We start from the raw sequence: 23705 nt of genomic DNA, 5'->3' as shown, positions 1-23705 counted from the left end.
AGCAACGCACCCCTCGTCAACAGAACAGAGCGCACGGCACCGCCCGGCGTAGCCGCGGAAGATCAGCGGAGAACGGGTTCAGGCGGGTTTCGACATCCGGTCGTAGCCCGCCTGGGCCTGGCCCGAGACGTCGGTCCAGTGCAGGGTCTGGCCGGTCGCGAACGAGTCCTCGCCGGTCCAGGCAGAGTGGTTCTTCTTCGCCGATGCGGCGACCGCTACCCAGATCGGGTCGGTCTCTCCCGAGTATCGGTCCACAATGGACTGCCAGTAGCGGGCCTGCTCGGCGCACTGCCGCTGCTCGGCGTCCCAGACCGAGCGCGCGGCGTCGGCCTTCTCCTTGGTCGTCGCCCACGACCGGGCGGCGACCGCGCGCGCCTGCTCAGCGGCCGCACCGCTGGCGGCGAGCGCTTCCTTCTCGGCTTCCTGGGCGTCGGCCAGCAGCCCCGGGATGAGCGCGTAGTAGCGCGCTCCTGCTTCCTGGCTGCGCTGCCGGAAGAACTCGACATCCAGTTCCGCCGCAGCCGCCCAGTCGGTCGCGTAGAACTCCCGGATATCGGCGTCCGTGCTGCCCTCGCGCAGCGCGTGCTGCGCCGCGAGCCGCACCTGCTCGCCCGGATCGTGCTGCGCCAACGACGCTACGAAATCCCGCTCGGCCTGCGCGATGACCTGCCGATGCGCCTCGTCTGCCTCGCGGTCCTGCGTGTCCCGGGCCCTGGCCGCGGCGAATCCCGTGCGTGCGAACGCTTCCCGGTCCGCGTCCGTGCCGCGCAGCGCCCGGTCAGCGGCCTCGTGCACCCGCGGCGAGTACGCCGCACTGTAGGAGACCAGCACCCGCTGCGCGAAATCCCGGTTGCGGGCCGCGTTCTGCTGAGACCGCTGCCGGGCCTCCGCGAAACCGGTCAGCACGAACGCCTTCAGCGCGGCCTCCCCGTCGGGCGACCGAATCGCATTCCATGCCGCCACTCGGACTAATATCTCCGAATTGTACAGAGCAATCTGCCGGACCATCGGATACCAAGCCGAATCCTCGATTGCGGAAAGCCGTAAAATCGGAATTCCTCTGCCCGCGAGCGGATCCGCCGCGGAATCCGCGACACCAGCGGTTGTCAGCAATGCCGCGACCGCGACACCGGCAGCAAGAGCGCGTGAAAACACCGAGTCCCCCTCTGCTTCCCCTCCACTCGGGATCACCCGAACGTGGAAACAATGGCAGGAAAACCGCACCTCGAACGGGTGTATGTGACGACCATCACATGCTGTAACACCAGCATGGTCTAGACCGATCACACTCTCAGTAAAGGTGTGATTACACGCCTCGATGCTCGTTAATTCACGCGCATCGAATCATTTCTTGTCGCGCGTTCATGCGCGTATTCCTGGTGTGCGATTTCATTTCGGCAGGGGGAGTCTCGTGACACGATCCGACCCGTTATCCGCTCCGCGCCCAAGACCGCGGCACCGGCGCCTTGCCCGCGCGGCTGCCATCGCTATCGCGGTTGGCGTCGTCGCCGCGGCGGCTCCGAGCATCGCGGCCGCCGACACGCACCGTCCCGGCACCTCCGCTGAAAGCCCGGCGGCTGCGGCGAACCCGCCCGGGTCCAAGCCCGGGAACGGCAACCGGGACACTCGGCTCGCCGTCGGTGGCGACCTGACCCCGGCACCGGCCAAAGGCCCGGCACCGGCCGGACAATCCTCAGAGTCGGAGAAAGGCACCGCGGCCGCGTTGCTGGGCATCGTCGCCGGACCCGAACTGCTGATCCTGTCCGACCGAGACTTCGTCGCGGCGATGTACCGGGCCGCAGACGACCTGGACAAGCCGCGCCCGCTCGAACCCTTGCACCAGACCGTGCGCGAACGCGCCATCGACGCGCTCACCTCCGGCGGCGACGCGGCCACCGCCTACATCAAGACCGGCATGGCCGCCGCCAACGCCGCCGACCAGAAACTCGTCGCAGAACGCCTCCAACAGCAAAACAAGGAACGCGAAGCGAAAGCCAGAGCCGCCAAGGTGATCAGCGTCGCCGTCACCGACACCGACCTGGACAAGACCGTCTACGACTTCATCGTCCTGCTCGACCTCAAAGCCGACGACCACAAGGACACGGCCGTCAAAGCCGCCGCCCGAGCCGCGCTGAAAGGCAACGCCCAGGACCAATGGCGATTCCTCACCGACGGCATCATCGCCGAGCACGACAAAGACACCAAGCGCCTGACCGACGAGGACACCACCCGCGACGAAGCGCAGAAGGCCGAAGCCAAAGCCCGCCAAGCACGGGTCACCGCAGCCTACTATGCACTGCAGTTGAGCATCACCGTCGACGATGACCTGGCGAAGCTGCCCGATCAGAACTTCCTGCGCGAAGTCCTCAAACGCGCGCCCAAGGACACCCAGGTCTACGTCGCCGCCTACGAAGCCTTCCTCAGCACCAACCCGGCCGACTGGAAAGCCTACGTCGACACCGGTGCGCAAGCCGCCTGGCAACGCGACACCGACAAAGAAATGAAGAAGACGGACGACGCGAACATCACCGCCATCACCGTGATCCGCACTCGCGCGTACAAGAGCCTGGTCCACCAGGACCTCGTCGCCGCAGCCGACGCCGCACTGCAGGGAAACCCGGTCGATCGGGTCCGGTTCGTCGCCACCGGCCAGCATCAACACGACTACCAGTCTTTCCGGACCTACGAGTCGCCTGACTACGACTCCTACATCACAGACTCGGGCGGCACCGCCGCGCTGAACTCGTGGACGCCGGGCGAGCATCCTGAGATGAAGTGGAAAGTGGTCGGCGGTCTCAGCGACCCGAGCTGCTTCTCGTTCGAATCCGCCGTCCGGCCGAACTCCTACCTCCACTGGCGCCAGCCGCTAGACGGCAACAACGCGAACGTCCAGGTCGACCCGACCGACGACACCGACAAGTTCCGCCAAGAATCCACCTGGTGCGTCAGAAACCCCCCGGTCAGCAGCCGGCGAGTCGTCATCAGCCCGGTCAGCGCTCCCGGCGGCTGGCTCTACCTCCCCGGCGCCACACCCGGCTGGGGCACCGACGACGCTGTAGCCTGGTACCCGGAGCAGCCTCAGGTGCCCAATCCGTTCGACCGGCTCTACAACCAGATCCCTGAACTGCACGTCGGCATCGGCAAACCAGTCGGCGACCCCGTCATCAACGACGACGTCACCGGCTACCGGGACTACGAGACAGGCCGTATCTACCTGACCCACGAAAAGGGACATCTGGTGGCCTCCGCCATCAGCAAGGGGCCCGCGCTCGACAAGCTCGTCAAGCTCTTCGGATCGTCGTTGCTCCAGCAGACCATCTATGCCAATTACAACCCCGACTTGCCCGGTTCCACCTTGGGCCAGCTCATTCCGGTATTGCGGCAAGGAGACGACCTCCTCATGTACGTCGTCTGGAGCCCGCCCAGCGGTGCGCATGAAGTCCACGGCCAAATCGGCAAGACGTGGAATGACAACCACGGCACCTTGGGCTACCCCACCACGGATGAAACGCCATCGCCTACCGGCGGAGCTCGCTACAACCGGTTCACCGGCGGATCCGTCTACTGGAAAGCCACGACCGGCACGCGCATCGTGTCCGGGGAGATCCACAAGAAATACGCCGCGCTGAACTACGAAAGCGGACCACTGGGCAACCCGGTCACCGAAGCCACCCCGTTCGGCTCCAACGGCGGACTCGTCCAGCGCTTCGACGGCGGATCCATCTACTACACCCCCGCAGGCGGAGCCATGGCCGTCTACGGAGCCATCGGCGCCAAATACGCGGAATTCGGCAAGGAAACCGGAATCCTCGGCTACCCCGTCGCCGACACCGCCAAGACCGCCGACGGCAAGGGCGAATTCCTCACCCTCAGCAACGGCGCCTCGATCTACTGGTCACCCGCCACCGGAGCACACGCCGTCTACGGCGCGATTCGGGACAAGTGGCTCTCCCTCGGCGCGGAGAAGTCCTTCCTCGGCTTCCCGACCAGCGACGAACTGCCCCTGCCCAAGGGCCGCCGCAGCACCTTCGCCGGCGGGCGGATCGACTACAGCAGCGAAAGCGGCCTCACGATCGCCTACTCCCTCGTCCCCGTCACCGCCAAAGCCGTCGAATTCAAGGGCGTCCAGTCCGGACGCTGCATCCAGATCGCCGGAGTCGGCAACGACGCCAAAGCCGACTTCGCCGGAGCCGAACTCTGGGACTGCTCCCCCACCGCACCCAAACAGATCTGGGACGTCGTCGACCTCGGCGGCAACAAATACGCCCTGAAAAACCGCAACTCCGGCAAGTGCCTCGACCTCTACGCCGCAGGCGCGGACAACGGCGCGAACATCGCCCAGTACACCTGCCACAACGGCGCACCCCAGCAATGGGAAATCACCACCGCCCCCGGCAGCGCCATCGCACTCCGCAACGTCGCCTCCGGCAAAGTCATCGAAGCCGCCGGGAACCAAACCGGCAACGCCACGCTCATCCAGCAATGGATGGACCTCGTCCACCCCAACCAGCAATGGACCATCATCCCCGTCTGACCGCGCAACACCTTGACGAGCCGGTCGCCGACACTCTGCTCGGCGGCCGGCCCTCGTCGCTTCGTGGCGCGGGAGATGACGCCGCGCTTCATGTCGTTCGAGTGCGTTCGGGTCGCCGCTCGCGATCCCCGGCAGGTCCCGCTCGTCAGCTTCGCGACCGCAGTGTCGCGACCTTTCGTCTCGGCGAACCCGACTATCGCGAACCACGCGTGGTCCGCGACGCTGCCCGACAGCACGCGTGCGCTGCCACGTCATCTCGGCTGAATACGTCGCGTTGTAGGTGCTGAAGGTCCACTGGACTAAGGTCCTATTACGCGCGGCGCTCGCTTGGGCGTTCCCGCGCCCCACAGAGCCCGGTCAGCACAAATTGCCACAGAACGGCTTCCGCACCCGAACGAAGTACATTCCACGCGGCGACACGCACCAGAATTTCCGCGTAATCCGGCGCTACATAGCACGCCATCGAATACCACAGCGATTCCCCAATGCCGCAACGCGTGCCACTGAAACCGCACTCGTCAGTTCTTGCGAAGCAGCTTCGACAGCCGTGGACACAGCGACGTTCAGCGGAGTTGCCACACCGAGGCCAGCGATCATCAATTACGACGGCACGACTCGCTCAGTCACCGGGTGCACACGACTACGCGACATCAGAAATTTGTCAGACTTTACCCACCTTGATCCAAGATGCGATTTATATCACATATAATCCCGATGCTTGTAACACTCGGACCGCTGACAGGTATTTAAAGCCTTGCTTGCTTACGTGATCCTAGCTCCTTGTGAAAACCATCGCGCTCATGCATCTCGTGCGCGTGTGCGCATTTGCTTCTTTCGTTCGAATTTAGCCAGGCTGGAGCATCCGTGACCAGACAAAACCTCCATCCCATGCCGCATCCGCAGCGTTCACGACCATTGCTCACGAATCTCGTGGCCATCAGCCTCGCCGCCGCCGTGATCGGATGTCCCGCGCCGTCCGCTGTCGCGGCCACGCAGCCAGCGCCGAGTTCGGCCGGGACGCCGCACGGAAGACCCGCGCCCCCTGCTGGAACCGACGCCAGCCCGCCGCCGAAACCCGCCTCGGCGCTGCCCACCGGGCAGCTGCCGCCGCTCCCCCGCGCCCCGGTGCCGTCCGCGCGTCCGCTGGCGCCGGCAGCGGAACACGCTTCCGATGTGGAAAAGGCCGACGCGGCGGCGATCCTGGGGATCGTCGCCGGGCCCGAACTGCTGGTCCTGTCCGACCGCGACTTCGTCTCCGCGATGTACCGGGTCGCCGACGACCTCGACAAGCCCCGTCCCCTCGATCCCCTGCACCAGCGAGTGCGCGAAGAGGCAGTCGCCTCGGTCATCAGCGGGGACACGGCCTGCACCGCCTTCATCAAGACCGGGATGGCCGCGGCGAACAACGAGGACCAGAAGATCGACCGCGACCGCCGCGAACAGCGGCGCCTCGAGCGCGAGACCAAAGTCAAAGCTGCCGCGATGCTCGGAATCCCCGTCGGCGAACTCGAACTGGCGAAGCCGGTGTACGACTTCATCGTGTACCTGGACCTCAAGGCCGACGACCACAACGACACCGCCGTCAAAGCCGCCGCGCGCGCCGCCCTGGCCGGCACCGCCGAGCAGCAGTGGGCCTTCCTGGCCTCCACCCTGGCCACCGAGCACCAGAAAGACCTCGACCGCCTCACCGACGAAGACAAGTCGAAGACCGAGGCGCAGAAGACCGAAGCCAAGGCGCGTCAAGCACGGGTCACCGCGGCCTACTACGCCCTCGGCATCAACATCACCACCGACGACCCCATCGCCGCGCTGCCCGACCAGAACTTCCTGCGCGAGGTCCTCAAACGCGCCCCCCCGGGATACCGACGTCTACACCGCCGCCTATCAGGCGCTGCTCAGCACTGACCCCGCGGACTGGAAACGCTACGTCGACACCGGAACCAAGGCCGCCTGGCAAAGCGACCACGACCGCGAGATGAAAAAGCGCGACGACGAGAACATCACCGCGATCACCGAGATACGCACCCGCGCGTTCAAGGCCAGAGTCCACCCCGCACTCGTCACCGCCGCCGACACCGCGCTCGCCGGCACCCCGGTGGACCGGGCGATCTTCCTCAGCACGGGGCAGCACCAGCACCTCGCCCAGACGCTGCGCACCCCGATCCTGCCCGACCCCGACCACTACATCGCCGACTCCGGCGGCTCCGCCGCCTTGACCACCTGGTCGCCCGGCCCCCATCCGGAACTCACCTGGAAGATCGAGCCCGGGCTCGGCGACCCGGGCTGCTATTCCTTCGAGTCAAACACCCGCCCCAACAACTACCTCGTGTGGACCGGCAACGGCGAGGGCGTCACCGCCCTGACCGGCATCGCCACCCGCGACGGCAGCGCCGCGTACAAGTCCAAGGCCACCTGGTGCGTCCAGGAATGGGGTGACTACGAAGGCGCACCAGTCCTGCTCGCCCCCGCGGGGGACCGCACCCGCTACCTCTGGCTTCCCGGCGCCACCAACGGCGTGAACAACTACCCGCCCCTGTGGCGCATCGAAGACCCGCAGGCCCCGCATCCCATCGACCGCTTCTACAATGAAAGCCCCGTGCTGCGCAAAGCCATCGGGAAACCCATGCACGACGCCGTTCTCGACCCGGACAACACCGGCTACCGCGAATACGAGAAGGGCCGGATCTACCTGTCCTACCGGGGCGCGAACACCTGGGTCGGCTTCGTCTACAACGGACCGCTACTGGACAAACTCCTCTCGTTGGGCGGCCCGAAAGCCTTGCAGGGCTCCCTGGAGAACCAGTGGGCGGCACCGGACAACATCGGACAGGGACTGTTCCTGCGTCGCCCGGACAACACCTACCTCTACATCATGTGGAGCCCCGACTCCGGCGCGCACCTGCTCTTCGGCGGCATCGGCGGCTACTGGGCCAACCACGGCAACATCGACACCTTCGGCTATCCCACCACCGACGAAATGATCCACAGTCCCGACAACATCTCCTATTTCCACTTCACGCGAGGCGCGATCTACTGGCTGGCCAACTCCACGCCCGTAGCGGTCACCGGCGAAATCCACAAGAAGTTCGCCGCGCTCGGCTACGAAGCCGGCGCGCTCGGGCACCCGCTGTCCGGCGAGCAGAACCTCGGCGCCGACGGACGCCGCGTCCAGCGGTTCTCCGGCGGCGCCATCTACTACACCCCCGGCACCGGAGCCGTCGCCGTCCACGGCCAGGTATACGACGCGTACGCCCGCCTCGGCTACGAAACCGGGATCCTCGGCTACCCCGCCACCGACACCACCGCCACAACCGACGGGGCCGGCCGCTTCAGCAACTTCACCAGCGCCGGCGGAGCGATCTACTTCCACCCCACCACCGGCGCCCACGCCGTCTACGGCGACATCCGCGCCAAATGGACCGGGCTCGGCGCCGAGAAGTCGTTCCTGGGCTACCCCACCAGCGACGAGTTCGCCCTCCCGAACGGACGGCGCAACACCTTCCGCAACGGACGGATCGACTGGAGCAGCGAAGGCGGCGGCACCGTCGCCTACAGCACCACCACCGTCACCGCGAAAACCATCCAGCTCAAAGGCGTCCAATCAGGACGATGCCTCCAAGTCTCCGGCGTAGGCAGCGACGCCCGCGCCGACTCCCGCGCAACCGAACTCTGGGACTGCTCAACCACCGCACCCAAACAACTCTGGGACCTCAGCAGCCTCGGAGACAACAAATACACGCTCACGAACCGCAACTCCGGCAAATGCCTCAACCTCAGCCGCGGCGACATCGCCAACGGCACACCCATCACCCAGTTCTCCTGCCACAACGGCATCGAGCAGCAATGGGAATTCACCACCGCACCCAACGGATCCCTCGCACTGCGCAACGTCAAGACAGGCAAGGTCATCGACGCCTACAACAGCGGAACCGCCAACGGCACTCTCGTCAACCAATGGATGGACCTCGTCGGCCTCAACCAACGCTGGACCCTCACCGTCGTCCAATAGAGACACCAGACAGAGCGGTGGAGGCCATCGCCCACGAATCGGCGACGGCCTCCATCGCGACGACCTTGCCTCAACCAGGGGACAGTGCGCAAAACACGGTCAGAGCCTCGTCAGACTCCCGATTGCGGACACGGGTTCGGAAGTCCCCGGTTCGGCCCGGACCCGTCCGAGTCTCGCCAACGTCACGCGATAACCCTTGTCACCCGGTCTGCAACAACCGCCCCTCTCAACGAGACGCGAACAACAGGAGCGCCGACGCAAAGCCCTGCACCGCACGACATCAGCTAACGGACCAGACCTCGCCAACGAGCACGGCCAATGCCAGCGACCAACTACTTGACCCCAGCAGTCCACGCTTCTCGACACAAGTGGATGAAAACCAGCGACTCCAGGTAAAATCTCAGGTCAAGAAGTGGTCCCCGCGCGAGCGGGGGTGGTGGTCCCCCGGATCCGCATGCCACCGCCTGTCCGCCATCGTTCTCCCCGCGCGAGCGGGGGTGGTCCGGGTCGCCGTCCGTTCCACTCCCGGTTGCTGTGGTTCTCCCCGTGCCAGCGGGGATGGTCCGGACTTGAACAGGGTCGTTCCGGATACGTCGCCGTTCTCCCCGCGCGAGCGGGGATGGTCCCTGCTCCACCTGGCACGTCAGGACCGCCTGCTGGTTCTCCCCGCGCGAGCGGGGGTGGTCCCCAATCCAGCAGCGGCGGGCACGACGTGCCGCGGTTCTCCCCGCGCGAGCGGGGGTGGTCCCTCGATCAGCCGCTCTCCCCCGGCGAGCTTCTGGTTCTCCCCGCGCGAGCGGGGGTGGTCCCAGGGGACGGTCGGCGGGTTTCGCCGAGACCTGGTCTTCCCCGCACGAGCGGGGGGTGGTTCGGACGTGCCCGACAGCTACATCGCCAGCGTGTTGTTCTCCCCGCCCGAGCGGGGGTGGTCCCGACACTGGCTGGGCTTTCAAGGAACGGGTCATGTTCTCCCCGCGCGAGCGAGGGTGGTCTCCACGCGGCGGGCGGCTCCAGCGGAACAGCCTCGTTCTCCCCGCGCGAGCAGGGGTGGTCCCCACTTCCTTGGCTCGGTGCTGTGGTCGGCCCTGTCTTCCCCGTGCGAGTGGCAGGGGTGGTCCCGGCACATCCGGCACCGTCAGCCACATGAGTTTGCTCTCCCCGCACGAGCGGGGATGGTCCCAGGTAGACCGCGCACTGCAGCGCGTACGAGTCGTCTTCCCCGCGCGCGTGGTTGATCTTTCCGTCGCGAACTGGCCCGTCGATGACGCCGCCACTTGCTTTGCAAGCAGATCTGTTCTTCCTTATATGACACCGATTCCCGAACTCTTCGCCCGGCGAAAGACCTCCGGCAACTCGTTGCTGTCATGGGAACACGGGGCTGACGTGATGGTGGTGCAGGTTCACGTCCAGCACGTCGTGCCGACGGCGTGGGAGGCAGTGGCATACCCTTGCTCGAGAACATTTCTGTCCTCAGCAGCCGATGCCCACATGTCCAGGCTGGAACCGCCGGTTCGCTTGCTGGTGCACCCAGCGGTGCGGCCGTCGATCCCGGGAAGGGGATCGCTGGCATGTCTCCGCGGATCGAAGACGGTTCCCGGGTTAGGCAGCTGGCGCGATGCTGATCAGTCCGCACCCATAGGCTTTCGCGCGTCCCACTCCGTTTGCGAGGGCCTGGGTGAATGCGGTGGTGTCGGTGACGACGAGCCGTCCGTCGTAGCGGACGGCTTCGACGGTGATTTTCGTGGTGGTGTTCTTGCGTCCGGTGATGGTGGGGACGCCGGTCACGGCGACGTCCGGTTGGCCGTTTCCGGCGGTGGGGATGACGAAGCCGTGCTGTTCGCCTTTGCGGATAAGCCATTCCAGTTGTTCGGCGGGTTGCCGGTAGGGGATGCGTTTGCGGGTCTGTCCGTCGCATTTGGTCGGGTTGGCGACCATCCGGAACGTGAAGCGCCGGCCCGAGGTGACGGCGTCGAGAACGGGTTGCAGGGGGCGGACTTCGGCAGGCCAGGCGAGGTGCCCGGCGGGAAGGTTGTCCCAGTCGGGTTCGGTGTGGCTTTGCACGTATTGCACGAAGCCGCCGCGGAGGCTGTCGAGCCGCCAGAGGACGCCGTGTGCCTGCCGGACTCCGTTGTCTTGGGGCAGTTCGGGGTAGGCGGACATGAGGGTGCGGTGCATGTCGTGGACGTTGGCGTAGTCGCGGCGGAAGGTGCGCGACTGGGTGTTGACGGTGAGTTTGCTCAGGAACATCGAGTTTCCTCGGACGGGATCATCGTGTCGGTCAACGGGACCTCGTCGACGGCCACGGTGCGCGGTCCGTAGCGGCGGTCTCCGTCGGCGAAGGAGTACGGCACGTCGTGCCGGGGTTCGGCGCGGGGGTCATCAGGCGGGCAGTCGATCACCGTGCGCAGTCCCGGCCGCTGCCGGTCCCCGGCCGCGGTCTGTGCGCGGTCGGGGTGTTCGAGCCATTTGTGGGCGCGTATCAGGTCGTCGAGGCTCTGCTCGGCGAGCGTTTTGAACAGGGGCCGGGTCGGTACGAACGCGCGGCGCCCGAAGAACAGCGGCCACCGCGGTGCGGTGACGGCGTCGGCCAGGCGGGCGAGGAGATCCGAGGGTCCTTCGAGCAGGACGAGGAACAGGGCGTCGGCGAGGTAGTAGCGTTCGCTGACCACGGTGCGGTGACCGCCGCCGGAGGTGGTGGGGACGTTCTGGGTGGTGTGGTAGTCGCGTTCGAGCAAGCCTTCGCGGTCGACGCGGACGCCGAACCGCAGCGCGGCCAGTTCCGCGATCCGCTCCTCGTCGTCGCGGGCGACGCCGGTAGCGGCGGCCAGCAGTCCCACGATCCCGGACTTGGTGGGCTCGAGCGCGGTGTCGCGCAGCACGCCGCGGGAACGCTGCCCCCAGGACTGCATCGGCGCGTCGATGCACAGCGCCAAGGTCCAGTTCATACGCCGGCCGTCGCGGGCGCGAGCAGGCGTGCGGTGAACGCGGCGAGCGTGCCGGCGGTCTCGACGCCGTCGGTCTCCGGGAGGTCGCCGGTGGCCGAGGCAGCGACGGCGGTGTGGATGCCGTCGCTGCCGTAGAAACCACGGAGCTTGCCGTAGTGCTCGAGGAGGCGGGCGGTGGAGGCCGCCATCAAGTCTGTCTCGGCGACCGGGGCGAGGAACGCGTTCGCGAGGTTCCAGGCGCCACGTTCCCGCACGACGCCGAGGAAGGTGTCCGGCATGGTGCGCGCGGCGGTCGTGTTCTGCATGCCGCCGGGAACGGCGTGGACGAACGCGCCGAGCCACGCGGTCGCGGCGCGCCCGGCGAGATCGGCGTCGCCCCCGAGATTGCCGTGCAGTTGCTCGAGATCGAGGTTGGCGTAGCGGTAGTAGCAGGCGGTGTTGAAGTCGACCGTGCCCAGCATGTCCGCGCCGGACTCGCCGTCGGGTTTCAAATCGTCGACCGCGGTGTAGAAGTCGAATTCCGGTGCCACAGCGTGGGTCGAGAGGGCGTGCGCGACCTGGGAGGCGGCGTCGACGTTGAAGTCTTTGTTGTCGGCGATCATGCGGCCGAACAGCGCGATGTCCGCGGCCCGGGTCGCGTCCAGCAGACGCGCCGCCTCGGCGCGCGCGGCGGCATCCGGCTTAATCTTGGCCGGTTTCTTGGTTCCTTCTTTCGCCGCGGCCACGGCGAGCAGGTCGTCCCAGCGTTTGTCGCAGTAGCCGGCCAGGCAGTCGACGGCGTCGGCGCCGACGAACAGGAGGTATTCGGTGAGGCCGGTGACCTGGTCGACGCCGAACCCGAGCGATTCCAGCCCGGCGATGACGACCTTGCGCGCCTCGCCCGCGTCCCGGCCTTGCTCGGCCAGCTGTGCGACGGCGGCGTCGCACAGGCGTTTCGTGCGGGTCGCGGTCTCGTGTTTCGCCAGGCCGTGCTCGGCGAACAGCAGGCGTGCGGCGCGTTTGAGGCTCTGGCTGGAGATCCGGCCTCGGGTGGCGCCGCCGAACGTCGCGGTCTTGGGCTGGCCGACGTCGTCGCGGTTGAGGTTGCTGACGGGGAAGGACTGCAGCAGATGAAGCTCGATGATCACGTTGTCTCCCAAGAGAAATTATTCAGTCGTCGCGGTCGCGGACGGCCGCTCGGCCGCAGCCGGTGCGGTCCGGGGGCCGGTGTGGAAGTCGCGGGCCCAGCGCAGCCGGACCCGGTGGGCGCTCTCGCCCCGATATCCCTCGCCCAGGAGAGTCACCAAGTCGTCGAGCAGGACGCCGTAGTTGACCGGGATGCCGTCCGAGGCCAGCAACCGGACGACTTGCCGCAGGTGGTGCGGCAGCCCGGGGCGGTCGCGCAGCAGCAGCTGGTCGAATCGCCGCGTCGCGGCATCGCCGCGTTTCTCCTGCAGCGCGTGCATAGCCATCCCGAGCGAGCCGCGACCGCGACCGCCTTTCGGGTGGGTCGCGAACAGGCCGGCGACCAGCAGCCACGCGTCCAGTTCCGGATCGGGCGGGTCGTGGCGGAACACGATCTCGTGCGTCCCGAGCCCCGCCTGCCCGGCCGCCAGGCCGCGGCGCAGCCCGGCCAGCGTCCGCCGGCTGGCGGACCGCAGCGCGGTGTTGCGCGACTCGAGACCGCCCTGCAGCGTGTAGAGGTCTTTGACGAACATCGCACGGCGCTCGGACACGGGTGCGCTCACTCGGCATCATCCTTCGTGAGGTACTTGACGATCTGCGCCTCGAACCGCCCCGACAAGGCGCGCAGCCGCTTGTGCAACGCGGTCTGGTGCTTGCCCAGCACGCGGAGGCTGCGGCCGGACGCGGCGACGCCCTCTGCCCAGTCGTCGGCGACCCGGCGGGCCGTCAATCCCACCGTCTGCTGCCACCGCTCCATCACACGCCGCTCGGACTGCCCGGCTGCGGTCGCGGCGTTGAGCTCGCGCAGGAACCGGCCGAACGGGCGCGGCAGCTCCGGCCAGTACGGAAGATCGACCGACTCGCCCGGAATCGCACGCATCTCCTTGTGATACTCCCGCTGCATGATCCGCAGCGCCGCGCCGGCGTCGTCGGCCAGCTCGATCGCGCAGCCGACCAGACCCGCCACCGGATTCTCTCCGCCGTCGTCTTTGCCTTTGCCTTTGCTGGCGCGGATCAGCGCGACCGGGGCCGGGACCGCTTCCTCGAAATAGGCTTCGACGACACTGGCGTTCTTGTCCAGCTGCTGCCCGAACATCCGCAACGTGTAGACGGTCTCGTCCGGGATCCGGCCCCGCTCGGTATGCGTGGCGAGGTCCTTCAGCGCGACCGGGCGCTGCTTGCTCCGCTCCTCTTTCCACGGGTCGACGAGCAGCAGTTCGACGCTGTGCCGCCACGCGCCCCGGACCAGCCAGAGCCGCACCGGCAGCATCGGCGCACCCGGCTTCGGCCGCCCACCAGGGGTCAGCGGCGTGCGGTACGCCGCCATCCGCTCCACCTGAGGGAGAACGTCGTCGTCGACGAATTCCGTGCCCGGGCTCAGGATCGCCTCCGCCACCACCGTCGTCCCGTCGCGCGTCTCGGGGAACAGCCGGACCCGGCGCGCGGGCCACGTGAGCACGTCGGTCCACCCGTCGCTGCGGCGCTTGTCCGGCTCCGCGCCCGGCACCTGCCGCTCCCACGCCGGCACGTCCACCGGGTCCTTCGGGTCGTGCCGTGCCGCGTTGAGCAACAAGGTCTCTTTCAGCGTGCTGCCTTCCACGAGCACGACCGCGAAACTGTTGCACGGGGCCCGTTTCGACGATTTGACCTTCGTGGCGGGGGTTTTCATGCCGCCCGGGTCGTAGGCGTGCGCGGTGACCAGCCACCGCGCCGCCTCCCCCGGCGTCAGCTCGACACGGTCGCCGGCGACCGTGTGATCGAACAGCGTCACGTTGTTGCCGACCGCCAAATCCGGAACCAGTTTCGCCACCGTCGACTTCCGTGCCTCCGGCAGCCCCGGGCACTGCAGGAACGGCCGCTGCGGATCGAACAGATCGAACGAGGCACCCGACGACGTCGCGTACTTGCCGACCTTCGCCACGTTGAAGGTCTTCGCTTTCCACAGATCGCCCCAGTCCTGGGCGCGTGCCGGGCCGTACGCACGATGCAGGAACGCCAAGACCAGCCGGTGCAGCGCGGCGGTCATCGGCGGCGTCGCCCCCGTGATCCGCCGGATGTCGTGAGCCGAGGCGAACAATTCGGCCAGCCCGACCTCGCCGTCGCGGCCGTCGGTGTACACCACGGGGATCCAGGGCTGGGTGATCAGGTCGAACGACGCCGTCATGACTCCTCGCTCGCATACACCCCGAACTTGTCGTGATAGCGCAACTCGTGGCCCCCGACCCGGCAGCGGCCGTCGACGAACACCAGCGCGCGATGCCGGTTCAGCCACGGGTCCTGCGCGAACTCTCCCGGCACGTCGGTCGCCAGCAATGCCCGCACCACCGCCGCGGGAACCCCGGCCGGAGCGGTCAGCACCGTCGACGAATCCAGCGGGTCCTCGCTGTCCGGGCACACCGGCGTCGGTGCGCCGTCCGACTCGCCGCAGTAGAGCACCACCCGGACCGACAGTCCCCCGGTCTCGTCCTCTCCGTTCACCGGCACCCGCCCGAACCCTTGCGCGTGCGGCGACGTCCCGGCCGTTCGGTCAGCTCGAACAACTCATCCACCCGGTGCGGATACGGAAGACACGCGATCCCGGCCGCCCTCGCATCTCTGTGCCGGGCGGCCTTCATCCGTTGCGCGGCCAAGGACCACTCGCGCTCCCACCCCGCCGGGCACGCGACCCGGTCCCCATACACCTCCTCCACTAGTTCGGTCATCTTCGGCCACGACTCGATCGTCGTCATGTCTTTCAGCACCGCCCAGGTGCGCATCAGTACGGCCGGCGCGTACACGGTGTGCAGATACCGAGGAAACCGCGGCCCGGCAGCTGTGTCGGCCACGCCGGTGATCGTCAACACGAGCTCCCCGCGGTCCACGTCCCGACGGTGCCGGTGCACCCGCCCCAAACGCTGGAACAGCGAGTCGATCGGAGCCAGGTCGGTCAGCAGCCCGTCGAAGTCGAGATCCAGGCTCTGCTCCAGCACCTGCGTGCCCACTACGATCGCCCGCCGCGGCCGGATCCCCTTCTCGCCGAACATTTCGCGCAGCTTCTTCTCGACCTTCGATCGCTTCGCTTGCGGCAACGACCTGTTGATCACCAGCAGCAACGGCCGCTCCGCTTCAGGCAGTTGCGCGATCCGCGCCTTCAGTTTCTCGTAGGTGCCGACCGCTCGTTTGACAATGTTCTGGACGACAGCGACACAGCGGTCCTTGGCGGCTTCGGCCAGCGCCCAGTCCACGACCTGACCGTCTTCGATCTGCTCCAGACGCACGACACGATTGATGTTCAGCTTCGACAGCTTGGCTTCGTGCTCGCGGGGCGAGTCCGTCGCGCTTGCCACTGTCACCCGCGGATACCCCGCGGTCGAGGCAGCCTCCGGGATCTCGTCCGGCCGGCATCCCCGCGCCCCCGCCTGCCACGCCGCGACAAGATCGCGCCGACGCCCTGACGGCAGCGTCGCCGACAGCAGCACCACCGGAACACCCAGCGCACCCAGCCACGCCAACAGCCGCTGCAGCAGCGTCGACATGTGCGTGTCGTAGGCGTGGACCTCGTCGATCACCACCATCTTCCCGGCCAGCCCCGCCAACCGCACGAACACATGACCGCCGCGGAACGCCGCCATCAACGCCTGGTCGACCGTCCCGCTGCCCAGCACCGCCAGCAGACTCCGCTTCCGCGTCAACCAAGCCTGAGCCTCCGCCGCGGAATCGCCCTCGTCGACACCGACCTCCGACGGCATCACCGCCTCCTGCTCGAGGACCTCGCGCGCACCCGCGTGCACCAGGCTCACCCCGGTGTTGTCGCCCAGCTTTCCGAGCATCTTGTGGATGACATCGCGGGTCTGCTTGCTCGACGCCTGCGTCGGCAACGCGACGTAGAACCCGGCCAACTCCAGCCGCCGCACCAGCATCGCCGCCGCCTGCAACGCAGCGTTCGTCTTGCCCTCCCCCGTCGGAGCCTCCACCACCACCAGCGCAGGCTCCCGCAATTCCCCGACCACCTGCTCGACCAACTGCTGCATCGGACGCGGAGGCTCTCCGAACATCGCCGCGAACCCCAGCTCCCGCGGCGGTGACCACGGGTCCAACGCCAGCCGTGCGACAGCCTTCTCCGCCTGCGCGTGCGCGTGCGCGACGTAGTCATCGAGATCGACGTCGTCCGGCGTGTACGCGAAATTGTCCCGGTCGGACGCGATCCAATCGCTCACCGACGTCAACGCCGCCAACGCGATCGCGGCCGGCGACGGCAACCGGACCTCGCCCCACAGCACCGTCCGCGGATCCGGCAACCCGCACAACCCGGCCAACTCCACCGCCATCCCCGTCCGCGCCTCCGCCCACGTCCGCTGTCCGTGGCTGTTTCGCTCTCCCCGCACCTGTCGCACGTCCTGATCCGCGGGGAAATACCCGTGATGCCCGCCGAGCATCGCCGCGATCCCCACTGCGGTTTCCTTCGTCGCACCCCACTCTGTCAGCATATTTCGAAGATGAAACGCGGTGATAATTCCGTGAGGCGCATCAACACGACCCGACGCCTTGGCCGGTTTCGCCACGAACTCGACCGCGTCGATCCCCCACGCGCCGATCCGGCTCTTCGCCAGCGAAAGATTCAACGACTGAAACGCCGGTGAATACTTCCCCAGATCATGCAACGCACAGAGAAAAGCCGCCCATCTCCAGGCGTCCCCCAGTGCACAGAACGATTCCTCCACCGACGCGCGCAACCGGCCACGAACCAGCCGAGGAGCCAGACGCCAAGCCACTGCGAACGTGTCGATCACGTGACACGCCAACGGATGACAGCCGACACGACCGACTGATTTCCCCCACGGTTCGATCACCGGTGTACCGTTCGCGCGCAGTATGCTCACACACCTTCGTCAACTTCGAACCCACGAAGAACCAAGGCCGAAAACCATACAGGACTCGCGGCCGACGGTTCAGACACCACCCCGCAATACAACAGTTAGGACACCCGGAAACCACAGGAAATTGACACCCTTCAGAGGTAAGGCGTCACCGACGTGCACCAAAATGCGGTGCCGGCAAAATCTCCGCGAACCCACCCCCGCTCGCGCGGGGAAGCCGTCACCCCTCAGAGCACTACGCAGGGCCACCTCTGCTTCGCAGAGAAACTGGCATCACCTCTGTTCGCTTACGCAACGGGCGCGTGACTCGAAGCGACCATCACCTTCGGGACGTGACACTACCGCAGTAGGAACTTCGGTCACTGAGTGAGCACTACGCCTTGCCTATAGCGGCAGGTAGTGAGACGGAGCTCTCTCGCACCCGCTAGGCTGCCAGTCATCGCCTCGTTCCACGGACCAGCTGGCCGCGGAGGGAGGTGAGGCACATGAAACGTCGGAAGCGGCATCGAGCCCGGTTCCACGTCACAGTGCGGGTGAGCGGCCCGATCACATGCAAGGTGATCGGGCCGCTGGTCATCACGCTGGCAATCGCGATAGCGGTATCCCAGTTGGCATGACCGAGCGGGGAGTCGCGCACGAGCTGCGTAACCAGCATCGTCGCGGCTTCCCGCACCTTGTCTGTGCCCGCCTAGGCGGGCACAGACAAGGGTAATCTTAGCTCAGGCCACTTTGAGACCGTCGAAATCACAGGAAGCGCGGCCAGCTGGCACATTCCAGCCGGACGAGAGCGCCATCGCGCGCTGCCCCAGCCACCAACGCACGAAACCGCACCGGCGTCGAATGGACCTACCTCGAACACGAGGCTCTACGGCGCCGTCCACGCCGTCATCGTCGCCCTCGGCTGCACCCCCGGACTCGGATTCGTCCACACCGGACACGCCACATCCTTCGTCTACGACATCGCCGACATCTACAAAGCCGACATCACCATCCCCATCGGCACCGAAACCCGCCGCGCCGTCCGCGACCACATCCGCGCCACCACCTTCCTCGACACCTGCGTCCAAGACATCAAAACCCTCCTCGACAACGACGACGCCGTCGAATACGGCCCCGAAGCCTTCGACGACCCCGGCAACGTCGTCATGCTCTGGGACGACCGCGGCACCGCCGTCGCCGCCGGCACCAACTACGACGACCTCGACGAGGACCGATGACCGTCCTCGTCGTCGCCGCCTGCCCCGTCGGCCTCCGCGGCCGCCTCACCCGCTGGCTGCTCGAAATCTCCCCCCGGAGTCTTCGTCGGCACCGTCACCGCCCGAGTCCGCGAACTCATGTGGACCCGCGTCATCGACATGGTCAAAAACGGCCGAGCAATCATGGTCTTCAACGCCGACAACGAACAAGGCCTGGACTTCCACGTCCACAACCTGTGGGTGCCGAAAACTGTGTCACACATGCGACCTGCTGATATTCGTAGATCAGACCACCACGTCGACCGTGCCGACGCACCGATCTGGCCTCACGCATCCGGACCGGAACCCGCCGTTCGGGCGGTCGTTGGCCCAAGGAGCGATGAGGTCGATGGTGGTTGAAGTGATCGACGTACTCGGCCAGGACCTGTTCGAGATGAGGCCGGTTGACGATGAGCATCCGATCCAGACACTCGCGGAGAACGCTGCCCACCCAGCGTTCAGCGATCGCGTTCGCCCGAGGCACCCGAACAGGACTGCGCAGGATGTCGATGCCGACCGAGGCGAATACCGTATCGAACGCAGTGGTGAACTTCGCGTCGCGGTCACGGATCAGAAACCGCAGACAGTCCACGCGACCATCAAGCTCCATCAGCAAATTCCGGACCTGCTGAACCACCCACTCCGCAGTCGGATGAGCGGTCACCCCTGCAACATGGACACGACGACGGTCGTGTTCAACAAAGAACAACACGTACAACCGGCGCAGCAACACCGTGTCGACGTGGAAGAAGTCGACCGCCAGGATGCCCTTAGCCTGGGCAGTGAGGAACTGCTTCCATGTCGGTCCCGTTCGGCGCGGTGCCGGGTCCAAGCCTGCAGCCTTGAGGATCGTCCATACCGTCGATGCCGCGACTGTGTGCCCCAGCCCGACGAGTTCACCGTGGATTCGTCGGTAGCCCCATCGTGGGTTGTCCCGGGCCATCTCCAGCACCAACCGGCGGATCGCTGCCGCGACCGCCGGGCGCCCTGGTTGGCGTCGACAGGTCCACCTACGCCGCACTAACGAGGCGTGCCATCGCAAGATCGTCCGTGGCGACACGATCAACGTCAACCGACGCCAGTTCGGCACCAGCCGCACCAACGCCGATAACACAGCGCGATCAGCCCAGGTCAGATGTGGCCGCGTCACCTGGCGCCGCAGCACAGCCAACTGATGACGCAGCACGAGGATCTCCACATCCTTCGCAGCCGCGGGCCGCGCACACAGCACCAGCCACCCGAACACCCGCGCCACCAGCAGATACAGAAACCTCATGACCACAACTCGTGATCATCGACCACCGGGCAGTCACCCCATCAACCACCCGCCCACACGCCACGAATCCGCTGGTCAGAACCTATGACAGCGTTTCCGGCACCCACAGGTTCAAGCAGCGCTTCAACGTGCCGTCGATCGGTGAATCGACGACGCCAATCGACCGCCGCCACTGCGCCGTCCCACCCCGCGGATCGTCGGTCTTGCCGTACGCCGCGATCAACTCGACGTGCTCCTCGATCGCGTCGTACATCGCGGCCCGACGTCGTCATCGAGGAGGCAGCTCTGACAAACGGGCAACGTGCCCAGCTTGCGGTGTTCACCGCACGCCAATCTCGGTAATCCGCTGTTTGTTGTCCGTAAGGTAGTCGACGCGGCGACGTCGGATCTGGCCGCTCGGCTCGCGGAAACCGACCGTGACAACATCCTGGTGACCGCAGCACTCGCACGAGACTTGGATCAATGCGCGTTTGCGATGGTATAGCGGCGCTTCCTGGATAGCGAATGCGACCACACCCTCGGTCTGATCCTTCTCTGGCACCTCGAACCGCTGCTCGCTGCTGTGCTTCTCCTGTTCAGTGACGGTGAACCGGCCGCGCTCGCGGATCGCCGATTTCAAGCTGGTCGTAAGCTGCGCGATCACCACGTCCCGGAACAATCCGGTGGCCTCCAATTGCCGCGTGCTCTCTTCCTCGATCTCTATATCGTGGCCGAATGTGCGGATCCGCGCTTCGGTGACCGACTGGCCAGCGTTGACGTGCACCAACGTCCGGAAGTCGTGCTCGTCGGCGTCCGGAGTAGTGGAGACGTATTCCTCGCCGAGCTTCTTAAATTCCACTGCCGGGCGGCGGAGGAACACACGGGGTCGGTATTGCCCGATGACCTCAGCCTTCATCTCGGCGCTACGCTCCAAATCAAGCAGATACTGTTGTCGCGCCAGCCGAATTTCCCGTAACAGGATCTCGTCGTCGCCCTTCACCAGGTGTCGCAGCCGCAATTCGTTGGACTTCTGGTAGTCCCGAACATCGGATTCGCCGCTGAGGATGATGACACGGACCCGTGCGTCGATTGCCCGGATTTCGGCAGCGAGCTCAGTTCCGTCCATGCCGAGCTTGCGGCGCATCCGCTGGTCAAGGATCGCCACCCGCACGTACGTGGACTTCACCAGGTCGAGCGCCTCGTCCTTGTCGTCGGTGTGTGCAACCTCGTGCGGCATTCGGTTGCGCAGCCATTCGGCCAGGTTCTGGGCGTACATGCGGTCGTCGTCTACGACGAGGATCTCCGGGTGCATGGCTACCTCCTCGGCAGGACGACGCGCATCCGCACGCCGGTGTCGGTGATGTCCGCAGTCAGCTCACCCCGTTCGAACTCCGCGAGCCGGGAAACGATGGATATGCCCAGGCCCTGGTGCCCGTCCTTCGTCGTGCGCCGTGGCGAGAACAGGACGGCCTCGTCGACCGGATAAGCCACCGGGTTGGACACGGTGAACTCGACCGCGTCGCCATGGTCGATGCAGACGATCTCGATCGTGCCGCCGGGAACGCAGCCCTCGACCGCGTTCTCCACCAGCGGCTGAAGCATGGTGAGCAGGTAGTGGTTGGAGAATCCGTCGACCCGATCCGGCAGGCCCACGACGTCGATCGCGATCGGCTCGTCGGTCGGCCTTGAGAGCGACTCGCCGAAAGCGCGAACTGCCTCGTTGAGGGATGGCTGCCGCGACGGCACCGAGGCGACCGTGTTGACCAGGCCGCGGAAGGTGGCCAACGCGGCGGTGCAGCTGTCGAGCATCGCGGCCATGTCCGCCAGTCGTTTGACCCGCTCCTCGATCAGCACGTCGTCTGAGAGTTTCTCCAGGTTCCGCACGGCGTAACTGAGACCGCGCAGCGGCGTTTGGAGCGCGTGGTTCAACTCGGCGATGATCCGTGCGTCAGTGACCTCCGCAGGGCCGCTCCCCGTCGGCTCCGTCACGCGGAAAGCCAGGTCCGCGAGCATCGGCTGCAAGCTGGCAAGCATGTCGACGCTGCTCTCAAACCGCCTCATGTCGAAGGTCAAGCCAGCGAGCCTGTCAACGCTCCACTCGAACTGCCGCGCCGTACCGCCCCATGCAAGATCAGGCAGTCTCTCTCCCGTCGAGGCACGTGTAGCCCGCAGCACGAGCGCAGTCGCCACCCCAAGGGCAACCAACAGCACCCCGACGCCGAGAACAACAGTCAGCATGACACCACCGTTCACCTCACCGATCCTGCCAGCCAGCCAGCAACTGCGGCAGGGCACAGATCGTCCTCCACTCGCTCACCTAGCCAAGACAGCTCCGATACCCGCTGAACTTCCGCCACACGCCGGATCGGCCGCCAGCTCCGAGGAAGCCATCTGACGATGAGGTCACGAGAGCTCGGTCGAGTGACGTTGCTCCGCCCGCCGTATGGCCATACCTTCCGCGGATCGAGGCCGAGTTATCCACCGACGTAAGACAGAGGCTATGGCCGACCGAAGCCGACTGTCTCGCCAACTGCCCATGAGCCACGCTGACGACTGCGCGACGAGGCCGCGGCGGCACGGATGCCCACGGCTAACACCGCAGGACGCCTCGCTGTGAGAACCTCAGAACATGACCGGCAAAGACCAGCGCAGACGTGCACGCAAAGCTAAACGGCTTCGCGACAGCTACCGTCCCGACGTCTCCGAGATGTCGCTCGCCCGAGTCGCCAAACGCCTGCGCGCTGGCATCTCCATCTGGCTGGAAGATCCGACGCAAGGCCCACCGACCGCTGTCCTAGACGACCACCTTGATCCTGCCGCGGTAACAACCACCTTGATGGCGTGGCTTGCCGGCAGTCGGGAACACATCACGGCAGAACAAGCCCGCGACGCCGTCAACTGGTTATCCGACACGATGGGCATCGACACCGCAGATCTGACCTACGCCGCTGGCTTGATCGGCCACCCTGACGCGCCCGATGTTACCTTCAACGAAGGAGTCGAACGCCACGGAGGCGCGTTGGAATTCACGCTTTATATGATTCTGCTCAGTGGTGCACTCGTGGCCACTGTAGCCGCAGGAGACACGGAATGGCTCCGACAGTTCGACCTTAAATAAGACAGGTCTCGACCCATTAGCACAGGAAAGTAACGGGCACCCGCTGCGAACTGTTCGGCTATCCCGGAGTTACGGCTAACATGTATCGGCAGTGCTCCGGTCCACCCAGTTTCAAAAGCACACCTCCACCCTGACTTATCGGCTGCACGTGTTGGCGAAGGCGCTGCAGCCGCGAACCGACGCCCTTTTACGCTCTCCGACCGAACACAAGGCCAACCAGGCAACCGCGGTCGCACTCCAATGCGCCCTCCGTTAGAGGAGCGGAACTGGGACGCGAATCTTGCAGAGACCGTCAGCGACCGGCCGGTACGAAAATGACCCGGTGCAACCTAGCCCGCGGTGCCCCAACCCACCAGCAATGCGAGGACCGTAGCGCCGTCCGTCCACCAGGGAGTAGTGCCCATACGATGACGTCGACAAGCATGCTCACCGGGCGGGACGGCCGAGGACGCCCGGAGCAGCATCGGAAGCACTCAGAAGACCGCGCATTGCACACCCGGTGAGCGTTACGACCCGATCTCGCCGATGCTACTTGCGGATCCGTTGCGTAACAAACAATGCCGCAGCGCCGATGGTAGCTGGAGCACGC

Annotated in this window: 16 protein-coding genes; 4 read left to right on the top strand and 12 right to left on the bottom strand. The window is 66.2% G+C overall.

All coding sequences use genetic code 11. The features are described 5' to 3' along the window. Positions 1–78 precede the first annotated feature (78 nt). The gene (locus F9C11_RS17860) at positions 79–963 is read right to left on the bottom strand and encodes a hypothetical protein (protein WP_409186004.1); all 885 of its coding nucleotides are present in this window, start codon (positions 961–963) and stop codon (positions 79–81) included. Positions 964–1411: 448 nt separating this feature from the next. Between F9C11_RS17860 and F9C11_RS17855 the strand changes: the two genes are divergently transcribed. The 3 genes from F9C11_RS17855 to F9C11_RS17845 all read left to right on the top strand — a co-directional run bounded on the left by F9C11_RS17855 (position 1412) and on the right by F9C11_RS17845 (position 8543). After that, positions 1412–4534, top strand: a complete 3123-nt coding sequence (locus F9C11_RS17855; protein ID WP_409186003.1) for an RICIN domain-containing protein — start codon at positions 1412–1414, stop codon at positions 4532–4534. A gap of 1173 nt (positions 4535–5707) precedes the next feature. After that, positions 5708–6439, top strand: coding sequence for a hypothetical protein (locus F9C11_RS17850; RefSeq protein WP_409186002.1), 732 nt, complete (start codon positions 5708–5710; stop codon positions 6437–6439). 70 nt (positions 6440–6509) lie between these two features. After that, positions 6510–8543, top strand: a complete 2034-nt coding sequence (locus F9C11_RS17845; RefSeq protein WP_409186001.1) for an RICIN domain-containing protein — start codon at positions 6510–6512, stop codon at positions 8541–8543. Positions 8544–10142: 1599 nt separating this feature from the next. Here the strand turns inward: F9C11_RS17845 and cas6e are convergent. The 11 genes from cas6e to F9C11_RS17790 all read right to left on the bottom strand — a co-directional run bounded on the left by cas6e (position 10143) and on the right by F9C11_RS17790 (position 22236). Next, on the bottom strand, positions 10143–10790 hold the full coding sequence (gene cas6e / locus F9C11_RS17840; RefSeq protein WP_409186000.1) for a type I-E CRISPR-associated protein Cas6/Cse3/CasE: 648 nt from the start codon (positions 10788–10790) through the stop codon (positions 10143–10145). Further along, positions 10781–11488 carry a type I-E CRISPR-associated protein Cas5/CasD gene (cas5e, locus tag F9C11_RS17835; protein ID WP_409185999.1) on the bottom strand — a complete coding sequence of 236 codons (708 nt, stop codon included), beginning with the start codon at positions 11486–11488 and terminating at the stop codon, positions 10781–10783. The genes cas6e and cas5e overlap by 10 nt, the downstream gene beginning before the upstream one ends. Continuing rightward, positions 11485–12615 (bottom strand): type I-E CRISPR-associated protein Cas7/Cse4/CasC, encoded by a 1131-nt coding sequence (gene cas7e / locus F9C11_RS17830; RefSeq protein ID WP_409185998.1) that lies wholly within the window; start codon positions 12613–12615, stop codon positions 11485–11487. The genes cas5e and cas7e overlap by 4 nt, the downstream gene beginning before the upstream one ends. Before the next feature lie 18 nt (positions 12616–12633). After that, positions 12634–13215 (bottom strand): type I-E CRISPR-associated protein Cse2/CasB, encoded by a 582-nt coding sequence (gene casB, locus F9C11_RS17825; RefSeq protein ID WP_409185997.1) that lies wholly within the window; start codon positions 13213–13215, stop codon positions 12634–12636. Further along, entirely contained in the window at positions 13212–14816 is a 1605-nt protein-coding gene (gene casA, locus F9C11_RS17820) for a type I-E CRISPR-associated protein Cse1/CasA (protein ID WP_409185996.1), read from the bottom strand. The genes casB and casA overlap by 4 nt, the downstream gene beginning before the upstream one ends. Further along, positions 14813–15136 carry a hypothetical protein gene (locus F9C11_RS17815; protein WP_409185995.1) on the bottom strand — a complete coding sequence of 108 codons (324 nt, stop codon included), beginning with the start codon at positions 15134–15136 and terminating at the stop codon, positions 14813–14815. Before F9C11_RS17815 ends, casA begins: the two co-directional genes overlap by 4 nt. Continuing rightward, positions 15127–17481 carry a CRISPR-associated helicase Cas3' gene (gene cas3 / locus F9C11_RS17810; protein ID WP_409185994.1) on the bottom strand — a complete coding sequence of 785 codons (2355 nt, stop codon included), beginning with the start codon at positions 17479–17481 and terminating at the stop codon, positions 15127–15129. The genes F9C11_RS17815 and cas3 overlap by 10 nt, the downstream gene beginning before the upstream one ends. 1413 nt (positions 17482–18894) lie before the next feature. Next, positions 18895–20019 (bottom strand): integrase core domain-containing protein, encoded by a 1125-nt coding sequence (locus F9C11_RS17805; protein ID WP_409185993.1) that lies wholly within the window; start codon positions 20017–20019, stop codon positions 18895–18897. Between the two features lie 82 nt (positions 20020–20101). Continuing rightward, on the bottom strand, positions 20102–20272 hold the full coding sequence (locus F9C11_RS17800; protein WP_409185992.1) for a hypothetical protein: 171 nt from the start codon (positions 20270–20272) through the stop codon (positions 20102–20104). A gap of 66 nt (positions 20273–20338) precedes the next feature. Continuing rightward, a complete protein-coding gene (locus F9C11_RS17795; protein WP_409185991.1) occupies positions 20339–21310 on the bottom strand; it encodes a response regulator in 972 nt (323 codons plus the stop codon). Positions 21311–21312: 2 nt separating this feature from the next. Next, a complete protein-coding gene (locus F9C11_RS17790) occupies positions 21313–22236 on the bottom strand; it encodes an ATP-binding protein (RefSeq protein ID WP_409185990.1) in 924 nt (307 codons plus the stop codon). A 391-nt stretch (positions 22237–22627) separates the two neighbouring features. Here F9C11_RS17790 and F9C11_RS17785 point away from each other — a divergent pair, with 391 nt between their 5' ends. Then, positions 22628–23116 carry a hypothetical protein gene (locus tag F9C11_RS17785; protein WP_409185989.1) on the top strand — a complete coding sequence of 163 codons (489 nt, stop codon included), beginning with the start codon at positions 22628–22630 and terminating at the stop codon, positions 23114–23116. Positions 23117–23705: the final 589 nt, after the last annotated feature.

The sequence above is a fragment of the Amycolatopsis sp. VS8301801F10 genome (assembly GCF_046195355.1).
In the GTDB taxonomy this organism is placed as follows: domain Bacteria; phylum Actinomycetota; class Actinomycetes; order Mycobacteriales; family Pseudonocardiaceae; genus Amycolatopsis.
Note: the sequence above shows the minus strand (reverse complement) of the source record. Positions and strands in the feature narration are given on the sequence as shown.

What these genes read in the sequence shown, in the direction of transcription:
- F9C11_RS17845 (WP_409186001.1), top strand. Translation starts at nt 6,510, where the DNA reads ATGAAAAAGCGCGACGACGAGAACATCACCGCGATCACCGAGATACGC.
- cas6e (WP_409186000.1), bottom strand. Translation starts at nt 10,790, where the DNA reads ATGTTCCTGAGCAAACTCACCGTCAACACCCAGTCGCGCACCTTCCGC.
- cas5e (WP_409185999.1), bottom strand. Translation starts at nt 11,488, where the DNA reads ATGAACTGGACCTTGGCGCTGTGCATCGACGCGCCGATGCAGTCCTGG.
- casA (WP_409185996.1), bottom strand. Translation starts at nt 14,816, where the DNA reads ATGACGGCGTCGTTCGACCTGATCACCCAGCCCTGGATCCCCGTGGTG.
- F9C11_RS17805 (WP_409185993.1), bottom strand. Translation starts at nt 20,019, where the DNA reads ATGAGGTTTCTGTATCTGCTGGTGGCGCGGGTGTTCGGGTGGCTGGTG.
- F9C11_RS17800 (WP_409185992.1), bottom strand. Translation starts at nt 20,272, where the DNA reads ATGTACGACGCGATCGAGGAGCACGTCGAGTTGATCGCGGCGTACGGC.
- F9C11_RS17795 (WP_409185991.1), bottom strand. Translation starts at nt 21,310, where the DNA reads ATGCACCCGGAGATCCTCGTCGTAGACGACGACCGCATGTACGCCCAG.
- F9C11_RS17790 (WP_409185990.1), bottom strand. Translation starts at nt 22,236, where the DNA reads ATGCTGACTGTTGTTCTCGGCGTCGGGGTGCTGTTGGTTGCCCTTGGG.
- F9C11_RS17785 (WP_409185989.1), top strand. Translation starts at nt 22,628, where the DNA reads ATGACCGGCAAAGACCAGCGCAGACGTGCACGCAAAGCTAAACGGCTT.